Annotated in this window: 22 protein-coding genes; 11 read left to right on the plus strand and 11 right to left on the minus strand. The window is 46.9% G+C overall.

Features of this window, described 5'->3' with window-relative positions:
* Positions 1–196 precede the first annotated feature (196 nt).
* Entirely contained in the window at positions 197–430 is a 234-nt protein-coding gene (locus QWZ05_RS21880) for a TIGR02647 family protein (RefSeq protein ID WP_264875201.1), read from the plus strand.
* 96 nt (positions 431–526) lie between these two features.
* On the opposite strand, the gene metE is transcribed toward QWZ05_RS21880, so the two are convergent.
* Positions 527–2,809, minus strand: a complete 2,283-nt coding sequence (gene metE, locus QWZ05_RS21885; protein WP_290300687.1) for a 5-methyltetrahydropteroyltriglutamate--homocysteine S-methyltransferase — start codon at positions 2,807–2,809, stop codon at positions 527–529.
* A gap of 231 nt (positions 2,810–3,040) precedes the next feature.
* Here metE and metR point away from each other — a divergent pair, with 231 nt between their 5' ends.
* Positions 3,041–3,952 (plus strand): HTH-type transcriptional regulator MetR, encoded by a 912-nt coding sequence (gene metR / locus QWZ05_RS21890; protein WP_264875199.1) that lies wholly within the window; start codon positions 3,041–3,043, stop codon positions 3,950–3,952.
* A 15-nt stretch (positions 3,953–3,967) separates the two neighbouring features.
* Here metR and QWZ05_RS21895 read toward each other — a convergent pair whose 3' ends face one another.
* On the minus strand, positions 3,968–4,168 hold the full coding sequence (locus tag QWZ05_RS21895) for a DUF4250 domain-containing protein (protein WP_264875198.1): 201 nt from the start codon (positions 4,166–4,168) through the stop codon (positions 3,968–3,970).
* A gap of 125 nt (positions 4,169–4,293) precedes the next feature.
* A complete protein-coding gene (locus tag QWZ05_RS21900; RefSeq protein ID WP_290300690.1) occupies positions 4,294–4,986 on the minus strand; it encodes an HI_1241 family integral membrane domain in 693 nt (230 codons plus the stop codon).
* Positions 4,987–5,172: 186 nt separating this feature from the next.
* Between QWZ05_RS21900 and QWZ05_RS21905 the strand changes: the two genes are divergently transcribed.
* The 5 genes from QWZ05_RS21905 to QWZ05_RS21925 all read left to right on the plus strand — a co-directional run bounded on the left by QWZ05_RS21905 (position 5,173) and on the right by QWZ05_RS21925 (position 12,347).
* On the plus strand, positions 5,173–7,512 hold the full coding sequence (locus tag QWZ05_RS21905; protein ID WP_290300692.1) for a YgiQ family radical SAM protein: 2,340 nt from the start codon (positions 5,173–5,175) through the stop codon (positions 7,510–7,512).
* Between the two features lie 163 nt (positions 7,513–7,675).
* Positions 7,676–9,082: a TolC family protein gene (locus QWZ05_RS21910; RefSeq protein WP_264875195.1), complete on the plus strand. Its 1,407-nt coding sequence runs from the start codon at positions 7,676–7,678 to the stop codon at positions 9,080–9,082.
* An 8-nt stretch (positions 9,083–9,090) separates the two neighbouring features.
* Entirely contained in the window at positions 9,091–10,065 is a 975-nt protein-coding gene (locus QWZ05_RS21915; RefSeq protein ID WP_264875194.1) for an HlyD family secretion protein, read from the plus strand.
* A 12-nt stretch (positions 10,066–10,077) separates the two neighbouring features.
* On the plus strand, positions 10,078–11,223 hold the full coding sequence (locus QWZ05_RS21920; protein ID WP_290300694.1) for an ABC transporter permease: 1,146 nt from the start codon (positions 10,078–10,080) through the stop codon (positions 11,221–11,223).
* Positions 11,220–12,347: an ABC transporter permease gene (locus QWZ05_RS21925; protein ID WP_290300696.1), complete on the plus strand. Its 1,128-nt coding sequence runs from the start codon at positions 11,220–11,222 to the stop codon at positions 12,345–12,347. The genes QWZ05_RS21920 and QWZ05_RS21925 overlap by 4 nt, the downstream gene beginning before the upstream one ends.
* On the opposite strand, the gene QWZ05_RS21930 is transcribed toward QWZ05_RS21925, so the two are convergent.
* Entirely contained in the window at positions 12,344–13,144 is an 801-nt protein-coding gene (locus tag QWZ05_RS21930; RefSeq protein WP_290300699.1) for a DUF429 domain-containing protein, read from the minus strand. The two genes, QWZ05_RS21925 and QWZ05_RS21930, sit on opposite strands and share 4 nt — an antisense overlap.
* An 84-nt stretch (positions 13,145–13,228) precedes the next feature.
* Here QWZ05_RS21930 and QWZ05_RS21935 point away from each other — a divergent pair, with 84 nt between their 5' ends.
* On the plus strand, positions 13,229–13,606 hold the full coding sequence (locus QWZ05_RS21935; RefSeq protein WP_390216191.1) for a DUF2750 domain-containing protein: 378 nt from the start codon (positions 13,229–13,231) through the stop codon (positions 13,604–13,606).
* An 87-nt stretch (positions 13,607–13,693) separates the two neighbouring features.
* On the opposite strand, the gene QWZ05_RS21940 is transcribed toward QWZ05_RS21935, so the two are convergent.
* From QWZ05_RS21940 to torE, 4 genes are all read right to left on the minus strand, one after another.
* Positions 13,694–13,939, minus strand: coding sequence for a hypothetical protein (locus QWZ05_RS21940; RefSeq protein ID WP_264875189.1), 246 nt, complete (start codon positions 13,937–13,939; stop codon positions 13,694–13,696).
* Between the two features lie 208 nt (positions 13,940–14,147).
* Complete coding sequence (torA, locus tag QWZ05_RS21945) at positions 14,148–16,610, minus strand: trimethylamine-N-oxide reductase TorA (RefSeq protein ID WP_290300701.1); 2,463 nt, start codon at positions 16,608–16,610, stop codon at positions 14,148–14,150.
* 24 nt (positions 16,611–16,634) lie between these two features.
* A complete protein-coding gene (gene torC / locus QWZ05_RS21950; protein WP_290300702.1) occupies positions 16,635–17,813 on the minus strand; it encodes a pentaheme c-type cytochrome TorC in 1,179 nt (392 codons plus the stop codon).
* Positions 17,814–17,855: 42 nt separating this feature from the next.
* Complete coding sequence (gene torE, locus QWZ05_RS21955; protein ID WP_264875186.1) at positions 17,856–18,032, minus strand: trimethylamine N-oxide reductase system protein TorE; 177 nt, start codon at positions 18,030–18,032, stop codon at positions 17,856–17,858.
* 405 nt (positions 18,033–18,437) lie between these two features.
* Here torE and QWZ05_RS21960 point away from each other — a divergent pair, with 405 nt between their 5' ends.
* Together QWZ05_RS21960 and QWZ05_RS21965 are read left to right on the plus strand one after the other, a co-directional pair.
* Positions 18,438–19,262 (plus strand): NAD-dependent epimerase/dehydratase family protein, encoded by an 825-nt coding sequence (locus tag QWZ05_RS21960; RefSeq protein ID WP_290300705.1) that lies wholly within the window; start codon positions 18,438–18,440, stop codon positions 19,260–19,262.
* Positions 19,263–19,266: 4 nt separating this feature from the next.
* The gene (locus QWZ05_RS21965; protein ID WP_290300707.1) at positions 19,267–19,902 is read left to right on the plus strand and encodes a YdcF family protein; all 636 of its coding nucleotides are present in this window, start codon (positions 19,267–19,269) and stop codon (positions 19,900–19,902) included.
* 100 nt (positions 19,903–20,002) lie between these two features.
* On the opposite strand, the gene clpA is transcribed toward QWZ05_RS21965, so the two are convergent.
* Both clpA and clpS read right to left on the minus strand, forming a co-directional pair.
* Positions 20,003–22,282 carry an ATP-dependent Clp protease ATP-binding subunit ClpA gene (gene clpA / locus QWZ05_RS21970; RefSeq protein ID WP_290300709.1) on the minus strand — a complete coding sequence of 760 codons (2,280 nt, stop codon included), beginning with the start codon at positions 22,280–22,282 and terminating at the stop codon, positions 20,003–20,005.
* A 155-nt stretch (positions 22,283–22,437) separates the two neighbouring features.
* Positions 22,438–22,758: an ATP-dependent Clp protease adapter ClpS gene (clpS, locus tag QWZ05_RS21975; RefSeq protein WP_164648670.1), complete on the minus strand. Its 321-nt coding sequence runs from the start codon at positions 22,756–22,758 to the stop codon at positions 22,438–22,440.
* A gap of 471 nt (positions 22,759–23,229) precedes the next feature.
* Between clpS and cspD the strand changes: the two genes are divergently transcribed.
* The gene (cspD, locus tag QWZ05_RS21980; protein WP_264875182.1) at positions 23,230–23,460 is read left to right on the plus strand and encodes a cold shock domain-containing protein CspD; all 231 of its coding nucleotides are present in this window, start codon (positions 23,230–23,232) and stop codon (positions 23,458–23,460) included.
* Positions 23,461–23,622: 162 nt separating this feature from the next.
* Here the strand turns inward: cspD and QWZ05_RS21985 are convergent, their stop codons facing one another.
* On the minus strand, positions 23,623–25,845 hold the full coding sequence (locus QWZ05_RS21985) for an NADP-dependent isocitrate dehydrogenase (protein ID WP_290300711.1): 2,223 nt from the start codon (positions 25,843–25,845) through the stop codon (positions 23,623–23,625).
* Between the last annotated feature and the right edge of the window lie 143 nt (positions 25,846–25,988).

Raw genomic sequence — 25,988 nt, forward strand, 5'->3', positions numbered from 1 at the left:
ACTTAACAAGTGATAGTCAATTGACTATGAATTATGCAAAAGGCTTCCAGATTGGAAGCCTTTTTTGATACTAAGTGCTAGGCATTTTTAGGCTTTATTTTACATTCGCTACCTATCTAACAGTTTTGCTAATCCAAGGTTGCTCAAAGGCTTAATCAGGCATAGCTTGAACAAAAAAGAGCTAAAGGATAGAACCATGAAATACACTCCAGAACACTTAGCTGAGCTAAACCTACTTCTGCAATTTGACCTGAGCAGTTCTGCAACAGGCATTAAAGTTCACTCAGAGGCAACAGACGAGATGCAGCAAGCCGTTTCGCGTTTATACGATAAGAAACTTTGTACTCAGCCAGACGGTGGCTATCTTACTGATGAAGGAATTGAGGTTGCCGAGCATGCTGACCGTATCTTGCGTGTGCTAAGCGCTTAGTCACTCCCACTTGGCATATACATCAGGGCAGCCATCATTGGCTGCCCTTTTACCACCTATTAAAAAGGGGGCTGGCACAATGGATGAGTCGTCTAGTTAGATCCCCTCATACTCTTTGCGCAGCTCTTTCGCTGCCGCCACCATGTTGGCGAGCGATTTTTCTGTTTCATCCCATCCGCGTGTTTTCAGACCACAATCAGGGTTCACCCACAACCGTTCGACTGGCACCTTCTCTGCTGCGGATTGAATCAAGTTCTTAATCCAATCCTTAGTTGGTACATTGGGTGAATGTATATCATAAACGCCTGGGCCAATTTCATTTGGGTATTCAAACTCTTCAAAGGCTTTCAGTAGTTCCATATTGGAACGACTGGTTTCGATCGTGATCACATCTGCATCCAATGCCGCAACAGAATCAATGATCTCGTTGAACTCGCTGTAACACATGTGGGTGTGAATCTGAGTTTGTGGCAGCGCGCTCGATGCTGAAAGCTTAAAGGCATTGACCGCCCAATCGAGATACTGTTGTTGCTCACTTTTTTTCAATGGAAGCCCCTCACGAATCGCCGGCTCATCAATTTGAATGATATTGATACCTGCTTGCTGTAAGTCACTTACCTCGTCACGCAGCGCCAACGATAACTGCTGTGCAATTTCGTGACGAGAGATATCCTCTCGAGGGAAGGTCCAACATAAAATGGTCACCGGCCCTGTCAGCATCCCTTTCATCTGCTTAGAGGTTAGAGACTGTGCAAACTGTGTCCACTCAACCGTCATTGGCTGCTCACGCTCGATGTCTGCAACAACAATCGCTGGCTTCACGCAACGTGAACCATAGCTTTGTACCCAGCCAAATTGCGTGGTTTGAAAGCCTGACAGCAATTCAGCAAAATATTCGACCATATCATTTCGCTCTGCTTCACCGTGAACCAGTACATCGAGGTCCAACGCCTCTTGGCGACGCACCGCGTCTTCGATATGACCTTTAAGCGCTTGCGTGTAGTCGCTCTCGTTCAACTTGCCTTGGCGATAAGCACTGCGCTGCAATCGAATATCTGCTGTTTGAGGGAATGACCCAATGGTCGTCGTAGGCAGCTTAGGTAGTTGCAAGTGTGTTGCTTGCGCCGCAATACGCTTAGTAAAGGGCAGTGAACGATCTGACGATCCTGCCACTAACGACTGCACCTGCTTTTGAATATGAGATTTATGGATAAACTGTGATAAGGCGCGCTGCTTTAATGGCTCGCTGTAAGCATGACACTCTGTTATTGCCTTATCATCGCCTGATAACGCTCGACCTAACAGGCTAACTTCATGCACTTTCTGCTTAGCGAAAGCAAACCAGCTTTTCGTTTCAACGGAGAGCTCAGTTTCCAACTCTAGGTCCACAGGGCTGTGCAAAAGGGAACATGAACTTGCGACCCACAATCTTTTGCCTAGCTGGTTTTTCAGTGGTTGTAATGTTTCCAACCAATGTGCAAGATCGGCCCGCCATACGTTGCGACCATTAACCGCCCCTACAGATAGCACCCACTGGGCAGGTAGTTTATTCACTACTTCACTCAAAGATTCAGGCTTGTGAGTAACATCGATATGTAAACCGTCCACATCCAGTTCGACAATCTGATCTAAATGATGATTCACTGAATCAAAATAGGTCGTTAGTAGCACTTTTGTTTTCGAGCGCAGCATTTGATAGGCCAACTTAAACGCTCCGATCCAAGCGTTGTCGAGCTCTAGTGCGAGAATAGGCTCATCCACTTGCACCCACTCAACCCCAAGTGCCTCCAGCTTCGTGATGATCTGCTGATACGCCGTGATGAGTCTCGGTAACAGGGATAAACGCTCAAAACCCTCTTCAACTTCTTTACCCAAGTAGAGATAGCTTAGCGGCCCCAACAACACAGGTTTAACGTTATGCCCAGCATCCAGTGCTTGTTTAGTCTCTTCAAAAAGCTGCGTCCACTGTACAGAAAATTGGGTATCCGCATTAAACTCTGGTACGAGATAGTGATAGTTAGTATTAAACCACTTGGTCATGTCTGAGGCCGCCTGACCACAACCACAATCGTTTTGCGACTGGCCACGCCCAACACGGAAAAGCGTATCGAGTGTGATGCGATCTTGTTGATGGCGCTTTGGAACATTGCCAAGCAGTAAGCTAGTCCCTAAAACATGGTCATACCAGGCAAAATCACCGGAAGTCACATAGGTTAGCTCCGCATCAGCCTGTGTTTGCCAGTTGATCGCTCGAATTGTCGAACCTTCATCTTTCAAGGCGTCTTGCGTTATCTCCCCGCGCCAATATTTCTCTAAAGCAAATTTCAGTTGTCTTTTTTCACCAACACGTGGGAAACCAAGAATATGAGTGGTTGTCATAAGTTCTTTCCTTGAGATTATTACGCCCAACCAACTTAGGCGTCTGGATGGCTAAAGTATTTATCAATGCCAACCCAGAGCCAAGCGACAAAGTTTCAGCTTAAACATGAAGAAATTTCATAAATGAAATTCTTTCATTAGTTCTATTTACAATGCTCAATAAAGTTCTTATGGTAAAAGTCGCTCTTGGACAGAGTCAGCAATCGCACATATGGGATAAGGACAACCTAGATGCTTGATTTAAAACACCTAAAAACACTTTCAGCACTTCGTGATACAGGGTCTCTGACTGCGACCGCAACCTCTTTGCACCTGACACAATCGGCACTGTCGCATCAAATCAAAGATCTTGAATCACGGTTAGGAAGTCAGCTATTTCTGCGGAAAACCCGCCCCGTGCGCTTTACTTCAGAGGGAGAGATCTTGCTAAGGCTTGCCGATGAAGTGCTGCCAAAAATTGCCAAGGCTGAAAATGACCTCGCGAGTTTGAAAGAGGATGTCAATGGACGCTTGCATATGGCGATTGAGTGCCACTCCTGCTTTCAGTGGTTAATGCCTGCACTCAAGGAGTACCAAGTCACTTGGCCAAGTGTCACCTTAGACTTCTCATCTGGATTTGGATTTGAACCACTCCCGGCATTGATTGGAGGCGAACTCGACTTAGTGGTGACCTCCGATGTCAATCCACGCTCAGAAGTCCACTATGAGCCGATGTTTGATTTTGAAATGCGACTGATCACCGCTACCAACCACCCACTTGCAGAAGTAGACGTGATCCAACCTGATCACCTAATCAATGAAACGATGATCAGCTATCCAGTACAAAAGCAGCGTCTTGATGTGGTAAAACACTTTCTTAGCCCAGCCGGCATCGAACCTGCAAAATGGAAACAGGCAGACAATACGTTGATGCTGGTACAAATGGTATCGGCTGGATTAGGCGTTGCCGCTTTGCCCAATTGGGCCATCAGTGAATTTTCTCGACAAGGGTTGATCACAAGCAAGCCCCTAGGGGAAGGGTTGTGGCGACGTCTGTTTGCCGCAACGCGTGCATCAGATAAAGATAAGCGTTATTTGCAGGCATTCTTTTCTACCGCTCGCCAGCAATGCAAAAGCCACCTTGATGGGATCAAGATGGCTTAATAAATTGATAAAGCGCTAGCGTGGGTAGGATTTAAACTGGTTAGTCAGTGGGTCGTATTGATACCCTAAAACATCCAACTTACCCACTAAGCCTTCGACATCAATTTCGTAGGCTGTGGCTAACTCTTCAAAACTATCACATTCAAGTCGCAGCTTCTCATTGACGATGCCCAACAAAATCACACTATCGAAGTTTCTCACATTTGATAGGTCCATACGACGCTCCTTGCATTCACACCACTTATGTAAGCATAGAAGCTATTCAGGCATTCGACAGAGTGATTACTCAAATATGATCATTTCTGTGCACCTAATCTCACCAGCCTTTCTCTAAATCTGAGTTATAGCGGGGCTGTCAGTGACGACAGGCTCAAAAATGCTTGGCTAGATCCCAGCAAAAGGATCAGTGCGAAGAAAATGACATACTTGTTCGGCTCGCTTGGACGAATCAAGTGCCAGCACCAAGCGACGACACCGATGATCAGCATGACAACGACACTCACAATAGGCGTGAGCAATTGTGGATGAGCATCAATGTCCAGTGCATAGCTCAGCCACAACACACAAAGTGCAAACAGCATCGCAGCAATCACACCGCTAAACGGTAATAGACGATGAAATGCTTGTAGTCGTGTTCGTGCGACCACCAACAAGCCGTGTGCTAACGCGCCACCTAACAACACTAGCCAGGTGATCATACCCAATGTCATCGCTGCTTGAGGGGCTTGGAGCGATAACATCAAGGTAAATGTCGCCGCAAGGCCACCAGCCAGATACAGTAACCATATAGGCCCTTGCTCACGGGTCTTTTTCGTTTGCACTTGAGTGTAAAAATAGAAAATGGCGAATACCACCATAAAAGCTTCTACTCGCAAAGAGCACACCGCAAGCCACAAAATGGCTAGCACAGGCAAAACACGATGAATTCGGCCACGTTGACCAGGACAAATCTCACCTTTGACTAGAATTAGAGTAAGAACCAGTTGCGCACCTAACAGCATAGGCGGAAAGGTCATTAACAGCGTTGCGATCATAGCGATGGGTATTCACTTAATAGAGCCTATAGATGGGGCGAGAGTGTAGCGAAAAGCAAGACGCTGGGCAATTTACTCAAGCGTTGTCAGCGCAAGATTTCGACCAGTAAATACCCGTACTAATCGCAGGGTGCAACTTACACGGCAGAAGTATATAATTCGCGCTCCTGAAAATGAGAGTCAACTATGTTAAGTAACATCACACCAATTCACGAACACAAAAAGTACTGGGCGGAATGCTTTGGTACGGCGCCATTTTTGCCAACCAGCAGAAAAGAGATGGACGCACTCGGCTGGGATAGCTGTGACATAATTATCGTAACGGGTGATGCTTACGTTGACCATCCTAGCTTTGGTATGGCGATCATCGGCCGTCTACTGGAAGCGCAAGGCTTTCGCGTTGGCATCATCGCACAGCCTAAATGGAATGATAAAACTGATTTCATGAAGCTTGGCAAGCCGAACCTATTTTTCGGTATTACTGCGGGCAACATGGACTCTATGATCAACCGCTACACTGCTGATCGTAAACTGCGCCACGACGACGCGTATACGCCCCACAACGAAGGGGGTAAACGCCCTGACCGCGCCACGCTCGTCTACTCGCAGCGCTGCCGTGAAGCTTATAAAGAAGCACCAATTGTATTAGGTGGTATTGAAGCTAGCCTTCGCCGTCTTGCGCACTATGATTACTGGTCTGACAAAGTTCGTCGCTCTGTCTTGTTTGATGCCAAAGCGGATATTCTGCTGTTTGGTAACGCAGAGCGAGCTCTGATTGAAGTGGCTCATCGTCTGGCTGATGGTGAAGATATTGCTCAGCTGACCAATATTCGTGGTACGGCAGTTAACTTGCCCACAGAGCCCGAACATTACAACATCATCGATTCTTCTCGCATTGAAAAGCCACGTAAAGAGGCGTTTATTCCGCCAAACCCTTACGAAGTTGAAACTCAATGTGAAACCAAATCAGAGGTCGAAGAAGCGCAAGCGAAGCCGATAACCATCCGTCCTTCGCGCCATGATGCAGAAACCACGGCAGTGCGTTTACCGCCATTCGAGAAGCTTAACAACGACCGTATTCTGTACGCTCACGCTGCACGTATCATGCACCTTGAGACTAACCCGTATTCTGGTCGCGCGCTCATTCAACGTCACGGTAATCGCGAACTTTGGATAAACCAACCGCCGATCCCGCTTTCAACCGAAGAGATGGATTACGTGTTCGGCTTACCTTATGCTCGTGTGCCTCACCCGATGTATGGCAAAGCGAAAATTCCCGCTTACGACATGATCAAAACGTCAGTTAACATCATGCGAGGCTGTTTTGGTGGCTGTTCTTTCTGTTCTATTACAGAGCACGAAGGACGTATCATTCAAAACCGCTCACAGGAGTCTATCCTTAATGAGCTGGAAGATATTCGCGACAAGGTACCGGGCTTTACCGGCACCATTTCAGACTTGGGTGGCCCTACCGCCAACATGTACCGCCTTGGCTGTAGCGATCCTAAAGCAGAGATGAACTGTCGCCGACCGTCGTGCGTGTTCCCTGGAATCTGTAACAAACTCAATACCGATCATAAGCACACCATCGACCTGTATCGTGCCGCGCGTAAAGTAAAAGGCGTGAAGAAAGTCATGATCGCTTCTGGTGTACGTTATGACCTCGCTATTGAGTCACCAGAATATGTGCGTGAACTGGTTACCCACCACGTTGGCGGCTACCTCAAGATTGCGCCAGAGCATACAGAGAAAGGCCCACTCGATCTGATGATGAAACCGGGCATGGGCACTTACGACCGCTTCAAAGAGATGTTTGAGAAGTACAGTGCGGAAGCGGGCAAGAAACAGTACCTTATCCCCTACTTCATCTCTGCGCACCCAGGCACAGAAGATGAAGACATGCTTAACCTTGCACTGTGGCTTAAGCAGAACAACTTTGAGTGTGACCAAGTACAGAACTTCTATCCATCGCCGATGTGTAATGCGACGGCAATGTACTACTCGGAAACGAATCCACTCAAACGTGTGAAGTACAAAAAACGCGAAGATGTACCCGTTGCTAAGGGCGAGCGTCAACGCCGTTTACACAAGGCTCTGTTGCGTTATCACGATCCAGAAAACTGGCCGTTGATCCGCGAAGCGTTAGTCAACATGGGCAAGAAGCATCTGATCGGCGATAAGCCAAACTGTCTGGTGCCAGCGGAAGATCTCGACGCGCAAACACCGGCGCAACGCCGCCGCTCAGGACGCCATGGTGCGAACCGTTTCGCCACCAAGCACACTAAAAACCAACCTGGTTTTGGCCAAGGTAGTGATCGCCGTCAAGACGGTAAACCAAAAAGTAATGGCGCTGGTCGCCCGGGGCAGAATAAAGGGCCACAAGGTAAAGGAAGCCAAGGCAGCCGCAACTCATCCGGGGGCAGCTCAGCAGGACATAACGGCACTCAAGGTCAACAGCGCCGTGGCAACAACGGTAAACCTGCAGCTTCTGCAGGCCAAGGACAACGCCGTGGTAAACGCAAGTAGCCTTTAAATTAACCGTTCTAACACTCTCTAAACGCGAGCAAGATGCTCGCGTTTTTTTATCCCTTTCAGATAATTAGTTACAAATGATCCTATAGTTAAATATTAACAAGCTCCTATAAATTAGTTATATTTAGAGTTAATACTCTAACGCGTGGTATTCAGGATGATGGCGCATTTACAACGCTTATTACTAATCAGCAGTGCATCACTGCTCACTTTCAATAGCTATGCTGGTGCGATCTCTTTTGATCAAGCTTGGCAAGTGCTGCAAGACAACAACCACTCTTTAGCCGCTGAGCGTGCTAATGTAGAAACCTATCAACACCTTGAATCGGCAAAAGGTAACCTAAACCTTCCTCAAGTTTCCATTGGCGCTAATTACACGCGTTTGGATAACGATGTCACGGTGACGGGTAAGCAGCTTGCTGACGCCACAACTATCCCAGGGCTCGATATAGCTTCTGCTCAAGCGTTGTCTAGCCTTTTGCCTATACTCGGTGGTATAGAAACAACAATCGCTGAGAAAGACATTTTCACCTCCTCGATTCGAGCGGTATGGCCGATTTTCACTGGTGGACGAATCACCGCGGCGCAAACGGCGGCCAAAGGTGAAACCGAAGCGGCGAGAAGCCAATTTGATATGGAAGTGCAAGCGCGTTACGAAGATCTCAGCAAATACTATTTCTCCGTCGTGCTCGCCAAAGAGGTATTAAAGACCCGACAAGCTGTCGAGCAAGGGTTGCACAAACACCAAGAGTTTGCAGTCAAACTTGAAGAGCAAGGGCAAATCGCACGCGTTGAGCGCTTACAAGCAGACGCTTCGCTCGATAAAGCCAAAGTAGAGACGCGCAAAGCCCTAAGCCAGCTTACCATTGCCCAGTCCGCATTGAGTAAAATACTTGCGCAAGGCACCTCGGTAGAACCTACCGAACTGCTGTTTATCAATAAAAACCTGCCTCCAATGCAGGTGTATATCGACCAAACACTGGCAACCTATCCCGGGCTTGCACTTCTCAGTGCCAAAGAAAAGCAGGCAAGCAGCCTCATCAAAGCCGAGAAAGGGAAATATTATCCCGAAGTGTATCTTTACGGTGATTACAGTCTCTACGAAGAAGATACGCTAGCCAGCCAAATGAAACCCGACTGGATGGTAGGAGTTGGCGTCAGTGTCCCCTTAATTGAATCAACAGGCCGCTCAGATAACATCAAAGCCGCTAACTCTATGGTTCAGCGTGTTCAAGCGCTGAAATCACAAGCGCGTGAAGACCTGTCGGTATTGGTACAAAAAACTTATCTAGAAGCACAGCAAGCGATTGATGAAGTTCTTGGGCTAGAGTCGAGTATTGAACTTGCCCAAGAGAACCTGCGCCTGCGTGAAAAGGCCTTTAAACAGGGTTTATCAAGCTCGCTTGATGTGGTGGATGCACAGCTCTATCTGGCCAGTATTCAAACGCAGCAATCCGTTGCTCGCTATCAATATCTGGTCTCTCTGACCCGCCTACTTGCGGTCAGCAGCCAAATGAACACCTTTAACCAATACCAAACCAGCGCTTACGTGAGTGCCAACTAGGAGCCGTCATGAAATCTACTCAAACTCTTTCTCTTGCTGTCGTTGGTCTCGCTCTTGCTGGTTGGGTTGGCTACAACTTCTATACGGCTTATCAACCTCAACCCATGCGTATCCAAGGTATGATTGAAGCACAGCAATACAGTATCTCCTCTAAAGTGCCAGGAAGGATTGACCAAGTACTCGTGCGTAAAGGCGACAACATTGAAATAGGTCAGCTAATCTTTACACTGCACAGCCCAGAAATTGAAGCCAAGTTAGAACAAGCAAAAGCGGGAGAAAAAGCCGCTGGTGCATTGGCGCAAGAAGCAGAAACCGGCGCTCGTAGCCAGCAAATTCAAGCCTCTAAAGATCAGTGGCTCAAAGCAAAAGCTGCCGCCGATTTAATGGAAAAGACCTATCAACGAGTCAACAACCTCTATGCTGATGGTGTGGTCGCAGAGCAAAAACGTGATGAAGCAAGAACCCAATGGCAGGCTGCAAAATATACTGAAAGTGCCGCTTTCCAGATGTATCAAATGGCCAAAGAAGGTGCGCGCGAAGAGACGAAAGTCGCAGCGGCAGAGAAAGTGCGTATGGCTGCCGGTCAAGTCGCCGAAGTGGAAGCTTTCGCCGCTGACACTCAAATCGAAAGCTGGTTTGACGGGGAAGTTGCACAAGTTTTACTGCAAAGTGGTGAGTTAGCTCCACAAGGGTTTCCTGTGGTCACCATTACCGACACCAAAGATGCTTGGGCTGTTTTAAATGTTCGTGAAGACTATCTAAAGCACTTCAAAAAAGGCGATACCTTTGAGGCTTACCTTCCAGCTCTCGATCGCAGCGAACAGTTTGTTGTTGCTCACATAGCGGTAATGGGTGATTTCGCGACTTGGCGCTCAACCGATGCGTCACAAGGGTTTGATTTACGCACCTTCGAGATTGAAGCTCGCCCTATCAAACAAGACAGCGAACTGCGCGTTGGCATGAGTTTAGTCGTTGAACTGTAGCGGAGTGACTGGATGAACAACCCACGCTCACAGCTTGAGATTCTGAAACAGGACAAATGGTTAACGGCATGCTTAACCTGGATCCCCATTGTGCTTGCTGTCACCATTTGGGCGATTTTCTCGCAGGGTATTGCTCGAGACCTACCCATCGGTGTCGTCGATTTATCCCATAGCAAAGCCTCTCGTAGCCTAATTAACCATTTCAACGCCTCTCCAACGTTGAACGTGACCGAGTATTATGCCGATTCACTTAATGCGAAAAATGCACTCGTTGAAAGCGAGGTGTATGCGTATGTGGTGATCCCAAAAGATTTTGATAAGCAGCTTACAAAACAAACCTTGCCTCAAGTGACCACGTTTTATAACAGCCAGTATATTCTGATAGGTCGCCTGATTAGCTCAGCGGTGGTTCAATCGACAGGTTACTTCAACGCGTCAATAGAAACCGGCAAACAACTGGCAAAAGGGAATCAGGTACTGGATGCAGCAATGGGAAAAGCGGTGCCCATCCGCACTCAAATTACGCCTCTTTTTAACTTAAACACCAACTATGCTCAATTTCTGGTCTCAGCGATTGTGCCCGCTATCTGGCAAATAGGTATTGTGGTGGGTGCGATTATGATCTTAGCTGCCAATCACCGTGCAACGAACCACTCCTTGCAGCAATGGCTTGGCGAGCGTCCAGTCACCACGGTGGCAACACTACTTAGTCGATATTTTGTCGTTTTTGCATTTCAGGGCGTGCTATTTCTCATCTGGTTTTATCACTGGCTGGATTGGCCGCAACATGGCGCGTTATGGATCGTTGCCCTTGCCCAATGGTTTACCATTATTGCCTGTATGATCATGGGTAGCTTATTCTATTTCATCACGCTTGATCCTGCTCGCGCTCTAAGCTTTGCCGGCGCTTATACTGCCCCAAGCTTTGCGTTCATGGGCATCACATTTCCAGTCACGGATATGGGATTTCTCGCTCAGGCATGGCGAAATCTCCTACCGGTTAGCCACTACATTGAAGTTCAAGTCTCACAAACAAGCTACGGGCTGACTTTCGCTCAAACGATGTCACACCTTATACCTATGATTGGCTACCTTATTCCTCTGGTTGTTATTACTTTGATCATCAAAAAACAGTCACACAAGGAGCAATTCGCATGAGTGTCTTTTCTCTGCTTAAACGCGAGCTCTTTGCGCTTTTAACCAACCCTGTCGTAGTGATAACGGTATTCGGTGGCGTGGTCTTTTATTCGTTTTTATACCCATTGCCGTATGCACAACAGACCCCACTGCAGCAGAAGATCGCGGTGGTCAATCTCGACAAAAGCCAAGTCAGTATGAAGCTGGAACGAATGATTGATGCCACGCCTCAAGTGCAGGTCGTCAAGCGCGTTTATACACTCGCTGAGGCGCAACAAGCCTTCAAACAAGGCGATATATCAGGCTTTATTGTCATTCCGACGCATTTTCACAAAGATCTTCTTCTCGGCAAAAGTCCGGTCTTATCTTATGCGGGTGATGCGTCTTACTTTCTGGTTTATGGCACGGTAGTTGAGGGGCTTGCGCAAGCAGGCGGTACGCTCGGGGCGGAAGTCAAAATTGCACAAATTCTCTCCTCCGGTGAGCCGATTGCGCTTGCCTCGGAGCAATACAGCGCTGTGAAATCGAATTTAAAACCTACTTTTAACCCTCGAATGGGCTATGTAGATTATGTGGTTCCTGCGGTATTCGTCCTCATTTTGCAACAGACATTGGTAATGGCGGCAGGCCTGATGGTGGGCACGCAAAAAGGCCAACCAGGATATTGGGATAACCTTTCACGCTTTAAACTGCTCACGGCAAGAACCTTAATCCTTGTTGGTATTTACTATCTGCTCAGTATGTACTATTTCGGTGCGAGCTTTGAGATGCATGGTGTCAGTACGATTGCTTCCATGGGTGATATTCTCTCAATGCTGCTTCCTTTTCTCATTGCTTGCTGTCTCGTTGGGTACACTTTGGGCTATTGGCTACCTCGCAGAGAACTTGTTACCGTCTTAGTCCTGATAAGCTCGATGCCATTGGTTTTTCTTGCAGGCTTTATTTGGCCTGTCGAAATGATACCAACACCGCTCCTTTGGGCAGCTGATTTGTTCCCAAGCACCGTAGCGATTAAAGCGTTCTTATCGCTCAATCAAATGGGGGCAAGCTGGCAGCAGGTGTCACAACATTATACCCACCTATGGCTACTGGTGATTGGCTGGAGTAGCCTACTGTGCGTCCTTTCTAGGCATCAAAGACACTAAGAGAGCGGATAGCAAACGCCCGCAATCTTTATGTGTTGGATAGTTGGAACCAAAAACTCGGTGGGATAAACAATCTCTCGACAGCGACCATCTGCATCATAATCAACGCAGGTAGGAAAACGAGTCAATCTGCGTTGAGATTGGCTCACGATACATAGCACAAGCGCATCAACGATATCATCCGGCATTGCCACCTTTTTCATTGTGCTGCGAAAGGCATGTTCTAACGCCTCCTTCAAGGCAGGGCTCAGTGCTTCTAACAATACAATGCGTTGAGCTAGCCCCTCTTTGCTGCGCTTGCTGTGGCGAAGAGGCTCTCCAGCTAACACCGTAAATAGAACTTCCGGGTGAGACTCACGAATCACATGCTGAGAGTCAAGCTCCAAAAAATCATTCAGTTCACGGATTTTTGGCACAATTCCCCATGTTTGCTTTGAGAATTTCTTACCCAATTGTTCAAGGTTCACTTTACATGCAGTCGCATAATCTTGTGAATAAACTGCTGCCTTGCACGGCACAGGGAACACCGAAGACTGCCTAACCTTTGTCAGTCGCTTTCGCGCCGCTTTGTCACACAATCGATCCGGAGTAACAGCATCACTAAAACCTATCGGCATATCGATTAGGCAATGCACCGGTTTATCAAATGATGCAAACAGAGCGTTCAGGGTTGGGAATACATCAAACGAGAGCACACCATCGGATAAGCACCATACGCACCAACCTGATTTACAGCCGTCTATGCCTAGGTAGGTGTCAGTTCCATTGTCTTGTTGAGTTAATCTGATTGGTTCCACCCATCCCCCTTATACTCGCTGTAGCCACAGGCTACTCGACTCGACTATAATCTAGTTTATCTCACTGAACACCAAAGGGTTGTCATGACTTCTGTAAATACACCATCAGTTCCTAAAGATCCGATGGAACGAATGAATATCTTCTTTAAATCTGCGGTAGCTGATCTGAAAATTTGGCTACTGATCGATGAACACGGTAGTGTCCTTCTCAATACTGATGATGAAGAGTGTGTTCCAGTATGGCCATCTGAAGAGCACGCGCTTATGTGGGCAACCGATGAGTGGGAAGGCTTTAAAGCAGAGCCGATCTCTTTAGCAAAATGGAAGAGCCGCTGGACTCGTGGATTAGAAGAAGACGAACTCTCACTCGTGGTTTTTCCAGACTCTGAGGGCGAAGGCATTGTACTTTACCCAGATGAGTTTGAATTTGAGCTGCAAAAACGCGAAACAAAGCGCAAGTAGCTTTTGTTGATATTGGTGAAAGCTTGATACACCGTTGAGCTTTCACCTTTATACCTTTCACCGTTAAAGATAGTGCTGAAATCAGATTTAAATCACTGTTGAATAGTGATTGTCCAAAACCACTTCAGGAAACATCCTCACTTTACATTTCATGATTTCATTGTCGCCCCAATGCATAGGATGCCCTTCGCGCTGAAGCGCAATACCTTGTGCCTCTGTCAGCTGTTTGGTTTGTGTTTGTAGATTATTGCTCTTGCGATAAAACCAAATACTCATCCAACGACGTCCGGTATGATCTTTCACCAAACCGTTTTCAATGCGCATAAATTTCATTGTCGACTACCCTAAACTGTGTCTAATTTACTGTTGTAAATAGGTGGGTAATCCCTAACTCACTGCAGCGCGAAACCTTGCTAAATCCACCAGCGACTTAGTCTATCGAAATCAAGCAGTAAAATAGGAATAGCGACTATTCCATTGGTACTAAAAAGGGCAAGTGAATCATCACTTGCCCTTTTGTTCAGCTCGGTTGGGTTAGTGGCTATGCCACTTCAATCGGACCACCGAATGAGGTTACTGGTGGTAATTCACCGGTGAACTTCTCAATATTAACCTGACACGTGTTGGCGCTGGTCGCCTGAGCAAGTTCCGAAGATGGGATGTCTTGCGTCAGTGTGTTTGGATCGCCGTAAGTATCTAGTGCGCCGACTTTTTCGTTCATAGGGCCATACCAAGCACCTTCTTCAATACGCACAACGCCTGGAGCGTATGCGTCCATCAGAACGGCACCGGCTAGAAGCTGACCACGGTCGTTGAACACACGAACGACATCGCCATCTTTGATGCCTTTCTTCTTCGCATCTTCTGGATTGATGTAGATTGGCTCACGACCTTGTACTGCGTATGTCGCGCGGAACTCTTCTGATTCACACATCTGAGAGTGCAGGCGCTTATCTGGGTGACAAGACTGCAGCCAGAATGGGTGTTTCTTAGAGCCTGGACCACCGTGAGAGCGCTCTGATTTCTCAAACCACATAGGGTGCTCTTGACAGTGTTCATAGCCCATGTTGCCGATCGTACGACTTGTGATTTCAATAAAGCCAGATGGTGTACCTAGCGCATTGATCTCTGGGTCTTCACGGAAAGAAGCATGGCGAACCCAAGGTTGGCCTTTACCGAAGTCTAGGAAGCCTTTCTCCCAGAACTCTGCAAATTCAGGCATATCAAACTTGCCTTCGTTTGCTGCTTTACAGTTGTCGTAAAGTGATTTCACCCACTCCATCTCTGACATACCGCGCGTGTAATCTTTGTCACGACCCCAGCGAGCCGTTAGCTCTGTCATAATATCGAAGTCTGTCTTCGACTGGAATAATGGGTCAACTAGCTTATGCATCGCAATCAGACCACGGCCTGAATATGCACCGTAGCCATCGATATCGTTACGTTCAAACTGAGTACATGCTGGCAGTACGATATCAGAGAAACGACACGTTGCCGTCCATGCAAAGTCAATCGACACAACCGTTTGAAGCGCTTTAAACGCCTGCTTCATCTTGTTGCGGTCTTGATGGTGGTGCCATGGGTTGTTACCACTGAATACCATCATCTTAGTGTCAGGAAGCGTGATCACTGCGCCGTTTGCGTTGATCTTCTTACCAGGTTCAATCAAGGCATCAACCCAACGTGCTACCGGAATGACGCGGCTGTAACCATTGAAGTCTTGGTTAGTGTGCTTAGGCGTTTGACCTTGGTCGATGTTCAAAGGGAACGAACCAGGTGCAGCAAAGCCCGTTGATGAAACACCGATACCTGAATAGTGGTGACCGTAAGAAATACCGCCGCCCGGTAGACCAATTTGGCCAACCATCGCTGCGATAACTGCCGCCATCCAGTAAGGCTGCTCACCATGCTCTTGACGCTGGATACTCCAACCCACCAAGATCTGTGTGCGACCGTTGACAAGCATACGAGCAAACTCACGGATCTCTTGTGCGCTTGCACCACAGATTTCAGCCGCCCATTCAGGCGTCTTCTCAATACGGTCTTTGGTCTCACCTTGAACGTATTTGATGAAGTCTTCGAAGCCTAGACAATAAGTCTCAATGAATTTCTCATCGTAAAGACCTTCGTTATAAAGTACGTGCGCCACACCCAACATAAACGGTACGTCTGTGTGTGGGTTGATGTAGCGTAGATCATTACCAAGGTAGCGAGCGGTCTTGTTGCGAACAGGGTCAACAGAGATAACGTTGATCTCTTTGTTCTCAACTTTCTCTTTCAACTGTTCAAGGTAGGCAAATGACTCATGAGTTTCACAGGTCCAACCCACTTGGAGGTTTTTAACTGGATCGTTGCCCCACAAAACAATGTTATCACTGTTCTCAAGAATCAACTCCCAAGACGTACCTTGTGCGTAAACCTCAGTTGAGCCAAGTACGTAAGGCAGAATCGTTTGACCCGCACCTGTTGAGTAGTCACCTACTTTCTTAACAGAGTAACCGTGCAGACCCATAGCACGCTGCATGTGGTTGTTACAGCTGTGCATCTGACCTGTCTGACGCCAGCCAGTTTGACCAGTATGCAGAGCCCAAGGGCCGTAGTCTTTTTGTACGCGCTCAAGCTCACGATAGAATAGGTCTAAAGCCTCATCCCATGTCACGCGAACGAACCGGTTGTTACCACGCGTGTCTGCTGAATACTTGTGCTTCTTCAGCCAATCTAGGCGCACCATTGGGTAACGTACGCGAGATGGGCTGTAAATGATGCCTTTAATACCATTCAACATATCTGTTGGGTATTTATCGATCTCAAGAGGTTTAATCTCTTGAACCTTGCCGCCCCACACTCGAGCGCGGAATGCACCCCAGTGAGAGCCTGATACTTTCCAAGTGCCTTCTGTTTCAGCCGCATTCGCAGACGCCGAGGCCAGCAAGCTAGGGCCAATCAAAGAGGCCGCACTAGTCCCTGCTACACCTTTAAGAAAACTTCTTCGTGTAATTGCCATTTTTTAACTCCAATTGACGTCTTATTAGTGGTGGCCTTCAGAGAAATCAGATGAGTGCTTCTGTAGGTACTTAAGTACTAGCGCCTCTGTATCTGTATCGAAGTTAACGAATGCGATCATACCGTCGAGCATGCCGACCCAACCGTTAGCACTGAAGTGCGCTTCATCAGGTTGTGTGTGACAAGTTGAACAGTTTGACTGATAGGCTTCGCCAGCCGCTTTCCAGATTGGGTCAAAGTCAGCAACCATAGACTCTTTCTTCATCCATAGATTCACTGTCACTTCTTCCCATGGAAGACCCGTCAATTCGTCTTCTTTCTTCTCGCCAACGTTTACGATATCGCTTGTCGATACTTCACGAGTCAAGATAGCGGTAGAGATGTTCATACCGAAATCTTCTTGAAGCACTCGACCAAAGCCTTTCGCTTTACGCCAACCGTCAATTTGAATTTCAATCATGTCGCCTTTCTCACCAACAATCGCCACTTGGCTTGCTGGGCTAAGGAGACCGGCTTCTGTCTGCGCTGTTTCGTCTGTGTACATTGGTAGGTGACGAATAGAGATCACATCGCTGCCGTTTGAGTAGCGAGTGCTGTTTGCTACTTGCTCTAGATCACCCACGATGCCGCTAGCTGCTTCCATATCTTGTGGAAGGTGGTGTGCGATACCTTTGTGACAATCCACACAGCTTTGGTCACGCTCTGCCGCTGATGCCATTTGGATACGAGCTGTTGGAGACATTTGCTCGAAGTCCATTGAGTCGTAGTTGTGACAGTTTTTACACTCTAGAGAGCCATTTGCTGAGAAACGATCCCATTCGTGACGAGCCAGCTCTAAACGACGAGCTTCGAATTTTTCAGGGGTATCAAGATCGCCGAAGATCTGTGCAAATACTTCTTTAGAAGCCTGCATCTTACGAGCGATTTTATCCGTCCAGTTATGAGGTACGTGACAATCAGGACAGGTAGCACGAACACCAGAGTTGTTTTTCCAGTGAACGGTATCTTGAAGTTCTACGTATACGTTATCACGCATAGTGTGACAGCTAATACAGAACTCTTCGGTGTTCGTCGCTTCAAGTGCGGTGTTAAAACCACCCCAGAAGATCACGCCGGCAAGGAAACCACCTAACGTAAGCACACCGAGACTGATGTGTACAGCTGGGCGCGTCATAGTACGCCACAATTTTTTGATGAAAGACATAAGATTACTTCTCTAAGATTCTTTAAAAAAGGGAGTTAGGTGTTAGCCATGAGCACCAGGAGGACCGAATACGAAGACCTGAAGCATCCACACGATAAAGCCGTAACCGCCAACCAATGCGACGCTTAGTACTGGGAACAGGAGTACTGCGATGATCAGGAATGACTTCCATTCCAGTGAACGCTCCTCTGCACCGTCTATTTTGTTAACATCACTCATACATAATGCCTATAAGTTGCAATTGAAAAACTGACCCGCCCTCATCTGAGCACGAATTTGAAATACTACTTCTTAGTTAAAATGGTAGACCATCATACTAGGTTTATTCAATGTAAAACTCGCGTGCATCCCTTGTTATTCCACACTTTTTTGAGCTCATCCGGAGTTGTGATCGAATGGGGTTTTATATGAAAATATATTAACGGTTGTGTCGAATTGTAGAATCAGACAAATTACACAACCCATTAACATATTAAAAAATAGAACTTTGATATTGACTCGCTCGCAGGCTAAGTGCTCACGAACATTACCTGTGTTATCCACAGAAAATGTGGATAACATGTGCCTGCCTAACCCATTTCAGGTTATGATTTAGCCATCGACACTGTGAGTAAGGAAACCAAATTGAAGATTTTGATTATTGGAGGTGGTTGGTTAGGGCTGCCCCTTGGCCATTTTTTGCACACAAACGGCCATGATGTCTTAGTGACAAAGACGTCAAAAAAAGGGTGTGATGACCTTGCAAAGACCGGTCTTCATACACTGCATCTTGAGCTTGGTACACCCCTCTCAACTCAATCAGAGAATCACCTCCAAGACTTTCAGCCCGATGTTATCGTGGGTTGTTTCCCTCCTGGGCTTCGCTCAGACACCCCCTCTAGATATGTTGAAAACTGGCGTCAGGTCAGTGAGTTAGCAGTGATGCATGGCGTTGGTAAAATCATCATGGTCAGCACCACGGGAGTCTATCCATCGATTGCTGAAGACATGGTTGAAACACGACAAATCGGTGGAAAGGATCTTGACGAGAAAACTCAACTGCTACTCTCAGCTGAACAACAGGTCATAAAGAGTCAAGTGTCCTACACCATCTTGCGCTGCTCGGGCTTAATTGGCCCAAATCGTCATCCAGCTCGCTTTGCAAAACGCCTGAAATCCATCAGCGATCAAGCACCGGCTAATATGGTGCATCTCGATGATGTTATCGCTGTGATTGAGTTTGTCCTCACATCAGGGGATAACGAGATTTATAATGTCACAACACCCGAGACCGTTAGTAAATACCAATTCTATCAGCGCGCCACCAAGCACTATCACGAACCTATTGCGTTGCCGGCACCAAGCCATACTCAGGATAAAAGAATCGTTGCAAGCAAGCTTATCGCTGCTGAATTCAAATTCAAATACTCACATATATTCAATGCATTAGATGCAATAGGGACGATGTAAAATCATGCGAATTTATCAGGCGATTGAATCACTATGGGATTTCATGCAACTGCATCACACACCAAAGGCCAGTGATTGTATTGTAGTTTTTTGCAGTAATGATACTCGTGTCGCACAAACTGCTGCGACACTCTATCACCAAGGTATCGCTCCAAAAATTCTATTCTCTGGCGGCTTAGGACGCTTCACGCAAGACCACTTTGATCGCCCTGAAGCGGATATATTTGCAGACATTGCTAAGTCATTAGGTGTACCAAGCGGTGATATATTGATTGAAAATGCTTCTACTAACTCAGGTGAAAATGTGGCATTTTCTGCCCAACTTCTCCAGTCAAAAATGCCCAACGCTACCCGCTTTACATTAGTACAGAAGCCCTTTATGGAGCGTCGTGCTTATGCCACGTTTGAAAAGCAGTGGCCTGCTCCCTATCAAGCATTACACGTTGTTTCGCAAGGTGGCTCTTTTCTGGATTATCTAGATAGTGATGTGTTTACGTCTAGCTTTGTCATCAACGCTGTTCTAGAAGATTTTGAACGAGTTAAAGCCTATCCGACGCTGGGCTTTCTTACAGAACAAGTCATCCCAGATAACGTTGACTTAGCCTATAAGACCCTGCTCAATCGTTTTCCAAGAAACTAATACTTGCTTGTTAAAAATAAAAAACCGAAGAGATTTTCACCCCTTCGGTTTTTACTGCTTGAGCGCCTGCTACTCATTCATTGTGCAAATCAACACACAACTAGTGCAGCGCTTCCTCTTTCGAGCCAATGTAGGCGAACTCGAGCTCTTCGTCTTTCAGAGACACTTTTACTGTGCCGCCATCAACCAGCGAGCCAAACAGCAATTCGTTTGCCAGTGGCTTCTTAAGCTGCTCTTGAATAACTCGTCCCATTGGTCTTGCGCCCATCGCTTTGTCGTAGCCTTTGTGAGCCAACCATTGGCGGGCGTCTTCATCCACTTCAAGTGAAACGCCACGGGCATCGAGCTGTACTTGTAGTTCGACGATGAACTTATCAACCACTTGATGAATAACTTGCTCATCAAGACTGTTGAACCAGATGATGCTATCAAGACGGTTACGGAACTCTGGAGTGAACACCTTTTTAATCTCAGACATGGCGTCATGGCTGTGGTCTTGTTGAATAAGACCAATCGATTTTTTCTGAGTCTCTTGAACACCAGCATTGGTCGTCATGACCAAAATAACATTGCGGAAGTCAGCTTTACGTCCATTGTTATCCGTTAGCGTACCGTTGTCCATCACCTGTAGAAGCAGGTTGAAGATATCCGGGTGAGCTTTCTCAATCTCATCGAGCAGCACGACTGAGTGAGGGTGCTTAATTACCGCATCGGTTAATAAGCCGCCTTGATCATATCCAACATAACCAGGAGGCGCACCAATCAAACGGCTCACCGAATGACGCTCACCGTATTCAGACATATCGAAGCGCAGTAGCTCGATACCCATCAACTTGGCTAGTTGCAGTGTCACTTCCGTTTTACCTACACCTGTCGGCCCTGCAAATAGGAACGAGCCAACCGGTTTGTGGTCGATACCAAGACCTGCACGAGATAGCTTGATGGCTTCACTCAATGCATCAATAGCAGGATCTTGACCAAATACCAGCATCTTCATCTTTCTATCTAGCGCTTGCAGGATATCTTTGTCTGAAGAGGAAACCGATTTCTCTGGAATACGTGCCATCTTCGCAACCATCGATTCGATATCTGCCACACCAACCGTTTTCTTACGGCGACTGGCTGGTGCAAGACGGCTACGCGCCCCTGCCTCATCGATTACGTCAATCGCTTTATCAGGCAAATGACGCTCATTGATGTATTTCGCTGACAGCTCTACGGCAGCACGGAGGGCTTTATTGGTGTATCGCACCTCATGATGCTCTTCGTACTTGGGTTTGAGACCCATTAGGATCTTGGTTGTATCGTCAAGCGATGGCTCAACCACATCAATTTTTTGGAAGCGGCGAGACAAGGCACGCTCTTTCTCAAAAATGTTGGCATATTCTTGGTAGGTCGTTGAACCAATGCAGCGCAGTTTACCGCTGCTTAATAGAGGCTTAATCAGGTTAGCGGCATCGACTTGACCACCCGAAGCGGCACCCGCACCGATAATGGTGTGGATTTCATCAATGAACAAAATAGCATCGTCTTCTTTCTCGAGCTGCTTGAGAATGGCTTTGAAGCGCTTCTCAAAATCACCACGATATTTGGTACCCGCAAGTAGCGAACCGATGTCTAGAGAATAAATCACGCTGTTCTGAATTACGTCTGGGACTTGGCCCTCAACAATTCTCCAAGCGAGACCTTCTGCAATCGCAGTTTTGCCGACGCCTGCTTCACCCACTAACAACGGGTTGTTCTTACGACGACGACACAAGACTTGAATCGTACGCTCTAGTTCTTTGTCTCGACCAATTAACGGGTCAATATTCCCGCTACGCGCAACTTGATTAAGATTAGTGGCGAAGTTCTCTAGGCGATCTTCAGAGCTCGCCTCTTCGACTGGCTCTGCGCCTCCACCAAGCGGGCCTGACGAAGGCTCACTGCCTGACGCGCCGCCGCCATCTTTGGAAATGCCATGAGAGATATAGTTTACGATGTCGAGTCGGCTCACATCGTTTTTCTTGAGTAGGTATGCAGCTTGAGACTCTTGCTCGCTGAATATCGCGACAAGCACGTTCGCACCAGACACTTCATTGCGGCCTGAAGACTGAACATGGAAAACGGCGCGCTGCAAAACGCGCTGGAAACTCAGGGTTGGCTGGGTTTCGCGTGAATCATCGTTTTCTGGAATAAGAGGTGTGGTTTGGTCAATAAAAATATCAAGCTCTTGACGCAGAGCTTCTATATCGGCCTGACACGCCGTTAGCGCTTCACGTGCTGCATTGTTATCCAACAACGCCAGCAGGAGGTGCTCCACGGTCATAAATTCATGTCTTTTGTCTCGGGCACGACCAAATGCGCTGTTGAGACTCGACTCTAGTTCTTTATTAAGCATAAGTACCCCCTTACGGAACAAATCCTCACGAAGCTCATCCTGATGCTTACTATGGAACTCGCCTAAGAGTACTGTTTTTACTGAAAATACAGTGCTTACTTAAAGTACTGAGCTTACTTATCGTACTTTGTGTGCTTAAGTACTAAGTTAACCCGTTAGGCTTGCTCCATGGTACAAAGCAGAGGGTGTTCGTTCTCTCTTGCATACATAGTGACTTGAGCGACTTTCGTCTCTGCCACTTCAGAAGTGAACGTGCCACAAATGGCTTTGCCTTGGTAGTGAACTTGAAGCATTGTCTGGGTCGCTTTGTCTTCATCCATAGAGAAAAAGCGCGTCAAAATATCAATGACAAAATCCATTGGTGTGTAATCATCATTGTTAAGTATTACGTTATACATCGCCGGTGGTTTAACCTTAGTTTCTTCTCGTTCCAGAAGGTCAAAATCCGGAGATACCCAATCAAAATTTCCGCTCATGTTCCTAGTTACATTGTTATTGGCCACTAGTGAGTTATCCTAACACCTTAGCGTCTAAAACTCATCGACATTTTGTTAGTTAATTGTTTCTAGCAGCTTCAATTTAAGACTAATCCAGCCTATCAATCGCTGCAAATAAAAAGATCGCTGTTTTTCAATTTCAGAGATCGATTGCCGAAAAAAGCACCACGCTGCTGAAAGCCTACTCAACAAGGCTTTGCTTAACTATGCTGTTTGCGGTTGGGTTTACTTGATGCTGACTGTCCTTTCAATGCAGCACTCATCTAAAAAGTTACACAATTGTAAATCTCAAAAATGAATACACGCCCTAATTAGTAATCAAATATAACGCTTAGATATTGACTTGATTAAATCTTGGTCTAGATTGGACAAGTGTGAGCAACAATTTAGCAGCAGCTAGATAAATTTCACGTAACAACGTCAAGTAATAATGCAAGAGGGATGTAAAGCATGGCTACAGGTACAGTTAAATGGTTCAACAACGCCAAGGGATTTGGCTTTATTTGTCCAGAGTCCGGTGATGGTGACATTTTCGCCCACTACTCAACAATTAAAATGGATGGCTACCGCACTTTGAAAGCAGGACAAACTGTCTCCTACGAAGTGGAGAGCGGACCAAAAGGGTCTCACGCAAGTTCAGTGACACCAGTGGAATTTGAGCTCGCACAAGCTGCTAAATAGTTCTACATAATTCCAGACGCCAAGGCGTCAAACTTCTCCTGATAGAAAAAGCCCCGCACTCGAAAATGCGGGGCTTTCTATTAATTGTCTATCACTCAATTATTTAGTTATCACCAAGTAACCCATCACCACAAGTGGCTCAAGGTTGCTCACTATTGGTGGTTAGCCGATGATCTGATTCAAGGTAGCACTTGGACGCATCAAGGTAGACGTTAACTCATCATTCAATGCGTAGTAACCACCAAGCTCACCAACAACACCTTGTGCGGTATTCAGTTCAGCCACGATAGCTTCTTCGTTTTCAACCAATGCTTTCGCTACTGGAGCAAACTGCTCTGCCAACTCTGCATCTGCCGATTGTGCTACCAATGCTTGAGCCCAGTAACAAGCTAGGTAATAGTGGCTGCCTCGGTTATCAAGCTCACCGACTTTTCTTGAAGGTGATTTGTTGTTGTCTAGGAACTCACCCGTTGCTGAATCAAGTGCGTCAGCCAGTACTTGTGCCTTAGTATTGCCTGTAACGGTGCTTAGGTGCTCTAGAGAAGCGGCAAGTGCTAAGAATTCACCCAAAGAGTCCCAGCGTAAGTGGTTCTCTTTTTGTACTTGTTGAACGTGCTTCGGTGCAGAACCACCAGCCCCTGTCTCAAACAAGCCACCACCGTTCATTAATGGCACAATAGATAACATCTTAGCTGAAGTACCCAGCTCTAGAATTGGGAACAGATCGGTTAAGTAATCACGCAGTACGTTACCTGTGACAGAAATCGTATCTAGCCCCTCTTTAATACGCTCTAGGGAGACTAAACACGCATCTAATGGCGCTAGGATACGAATATCAAGGCCGTCAGTGTCATGGTTTGGTAGGTACGCTTCGACTTTCTTAATCAGCTCTGCGTCATGTGCGCGAGCCTTGTCAAGCCAGAATACCGCAGGAGCACCACTTGCGCGGGCACGAGTCACTGCCAGTTTTACCCAGTCTTGAATCGGCGCGTCTTTCACTTGGCACATACGGAAGATATCGCCTTGCTCAACGCTCTGACTCAGTAATACAGTACCCTCTTTCGATACGACCTGAACTTCACCGTCCGCTTCCATAACAAATGTTTTGTCGTGCGAGCCATACTCTTCGGCTTTTTGAGCCATTAGCCCAACGTTTGGCACGCTGCCCATTGTGGTTGGATCAAATGCACCGTGCTCTTTACAGAAGTCAATAACCGCTTGATAGATACTCGCGTAGCTGCGGTCGGGAATCATCGCCTTGGTGTCTTTCTGCTTGCCGTCAGGGCCCCACATTTGGCCAGATGCTCGTAGCATTGCAGGCATCGATGCATCAACGATGATATCACTTGGCACATGCAGGTTAGTAATACCACGGTCAGAGTCCACCATCGCCAATGCCGGTTGTGTCTCGTAAACCGCTAGCAGTGCTTGTTCGATTTCGGCTTTTTGTTCTGCCGGAAGCTGAGCTATCTTGGCATAAACATCACCAATCCCATTGTTAACATCAACACCTAACTCATCAAACAGTTGACCGTATTTCTCAAACACAGACTTGTAGTAAACCTTGACGGCATGGCCAAAGATAACCGGGTCAGACACCTTCATCATGGTGGCTTTCATGTGCAGCGATAACAGCACGTCTTGCTCTTTCGCTTCTGCAATTTGTTCTTCAAAGAAGCGTACCAGCGCATTTTTGTTCATCACTGAACAATCGATGATTTCTTTATCTAGAAGCGGGAAAGCGGCCTTAAGCGTTTTCTTCTCACCCGAGTTTGCAACAAACTCAATAGAAACATCGGTTGCACTCTCAACAGTCGTTGATTTTTCGCTACCGAAGAAATCATTATCGCTCATGCTTGAAACATGCGACTGAGAATCTTTCGACCAAGCACCCATTGAGTGTGGGTTTTTCTTCGCATAGTTTTTCACCGACAGCGGAGCGCGGCGGTCTGAGTTACCTTCACGCAATACTGGGTTTACCGCACTGCCTTTGATCTTGTCGTAAGTCTCTTTGATCGCTTTCTCTTCATAAGTGCCAGGTTCCGCCGGGTAATCTGGTAAGGCGTAACCTTTTTGCTTGAGCTCTTTTATCGCAGCCTGAAGTTGTGGAATAGACGCCGAAATATTTGGCAACTTGATAATGTTGGCTTCAGGTGTTTTAGCCAGTTCACCTAGCTCAGTTAGCGCATCACCAATACGTTGTTCATCAGTGAGGTGCTCTGGAAAGTTAGCGAGAATACGGCCTGCTAGTGAGATGTCACGAGTGTCTACATTAATACCAGATGAAGCCGTAAAGGACTGAATGATTGGCAAAAGAGAATACGTCGCCAATGCTGGAGCTTCGTCAGTGATGGTATAAATAATTGTAGGTTTTTCTGAAGACATGAAATTTCCCTATAATTTAGCGACACCAATGGATGTATGATGCCGAGATGTTTGAGGCAGCAAGCTGATTTTCATCCCCACTCTTGCTGCCCAATTATTGTTATTGCCTCTGCAGATGACTTCGTGTCGTATACTTTAATAAG

The organism is Vibrio agarivorans, from assembly GCF_030409635.1.
Lineage (GTDB): Bacteria > Pseudomonadota > Gammaproteobacteria > Enterobacterales > Vibrionaceae > Vibrio > Vibrio agarivorans.

What these genes read in the sequence shown, in the direction of transcription:
- QWZ05_RS21985 (WP_290300711.1), bottom strand. Translation starts at nt 25,845, where the DNA reads ATGTCTTCAGAAAAACCTACAATTATTTATACCATCACTGACGAAGCT.
- metE (WP_290300687.1), bottom strand. Translation starts at nt 2,809, where the DNA reads ATGACAACCACTCATATTCTTGGTTTCCCACGTGTTGGTGAAAAAAGA.
- clpS (WP_164648670.1), bottom strand. Translation starts at nt 22,758, where the DNA reads ATGAGCGGAAATTTTGATTGGGTATCTCCGGATTTTGACCTTCTGGAA.
- QWZ05_RS21925 (WP_290300696.1), top strand. Translation starts at nt 11,220, where the DNA reads ATGAGTGTCTTTTCTCTGCTTAAACGCGAGCTCTTTGCGCTTTTAACC.
- QWZ05_RS21920 (WP_290300694.1), top strand. Translation starts at nt 10,078, where the DNA reads ATGAACAACCCACGCTCACAGCTTGAGATTCTGAAACAGGACAAATGG.
- metR (WP_264875199.1), top strand. Translation starts at nt 3,041, where the DNA reads ATGCTTGATTTAAAACACCTAAAAACACTTTCAGCACTTCGTGATACA.
- torA (WP_290300701.1), bottom strand. Translation starts at nt 16,610, where the DNA reads ATGGCAATTACACGAAGAAGTTTTCTTAAAGGTGTAGCAGGGACTAGT.
- torC (WP_290300702.1), bottom strand. Translation starts at nt 17,813, where the DNA reads ATGTCTTTCATCAAAAAATTGTGGCGTACTATGACGCGCCCAGCTGTA.
- QWZ05_RS21965 (WP_290300707.1), top strand. Translation starts at nt 19,267, where the DNA reads ATGCGAATTTATCAGGCGATTGAATCACTATGGGATTTCATGCAACTG.
- clpA (WP_290300709.1), bottom strand. Translation starts at nt 22,282, where the DNA reads ATGCTTAATAAAGAACTAGAGTCGAGTCTCAACAGCGCATTTGGTCGT.
- QWZ05_RS21880 (WP_264875201.1), top strand. Translation starts at nt 197, where the DNA reads ATGAAATACACTCCAGAACACTTAGCTGAGCTAAACCTACTTCTGCAA.
- cspD (WP_264875182.1), top strand. Translation starts at nt 23,230, where the DNA reads ATGGCTACAGGTACAGTTAAATGGTTCAACAACGCCAAGGGATTTGGC.
- QWZ05_RS21905 (WP_290300692.1), top strand. Translation starts at nt 5,173, where the DNA reads ATGTTAAGTAACATCACACCAATTCACGAACACAAAAAGTACTGGGCG.
- QWZ05_RS21910 (WP_264875195.1), top strand. Translation starts at nt 7,676, where the DNA reads ATGATGGCGCATTTACAACGCTTATTACTAATCAGCAGTGCATCACTG.
- torE (WP_264875186.1), bottom strand. Translation starts at nt 18,032, where the DNA reads ATGAGTGATGTTAACAAAATAGACGGTGCAGAGGAGCGTTCACTGGAA.
- QWZ05_RS21940 (WP_264875189.1), bottom strand. Translation starts at nt 13,939, where the DNA reads ATGAAATTTATGCGCATTGAAAACGGTTTGGTGAAAGATCATACCGGA.
- QWZ05_RS21900 (WP_290300690.1), bottom strand. Translation starts at nt 4,986, where the DNA reads ATGATCGCAACGCTGTTAATGACCTTTCCGCCTATGCTGTTAGGTGCG.
- QWZ05_RS21935 (WP_390216191.1), top strand. Translation starts at nt 13,229, where the DNA reads ATGACTTCTGTAAATACACCATCAGTTCCTAAAGATCCGATGGAACGA.
- QWZ05_RS21915 (WP_264875194.1), top strand. Translation starts at nt 9,091, where the DNA reads ATGAAATCTACTCAAACTCTTTCTCTTGCTGTCGTTGGTCTCGCTCTT.
- QWZ05_RS21895 (WP_264875198.1), bottom strand. Translation starts at nt 4,168, where the DNA reads ATGGACCTATCAAATGTGAGAAACTTCGATAGTGTGATTTTGTTGGGC.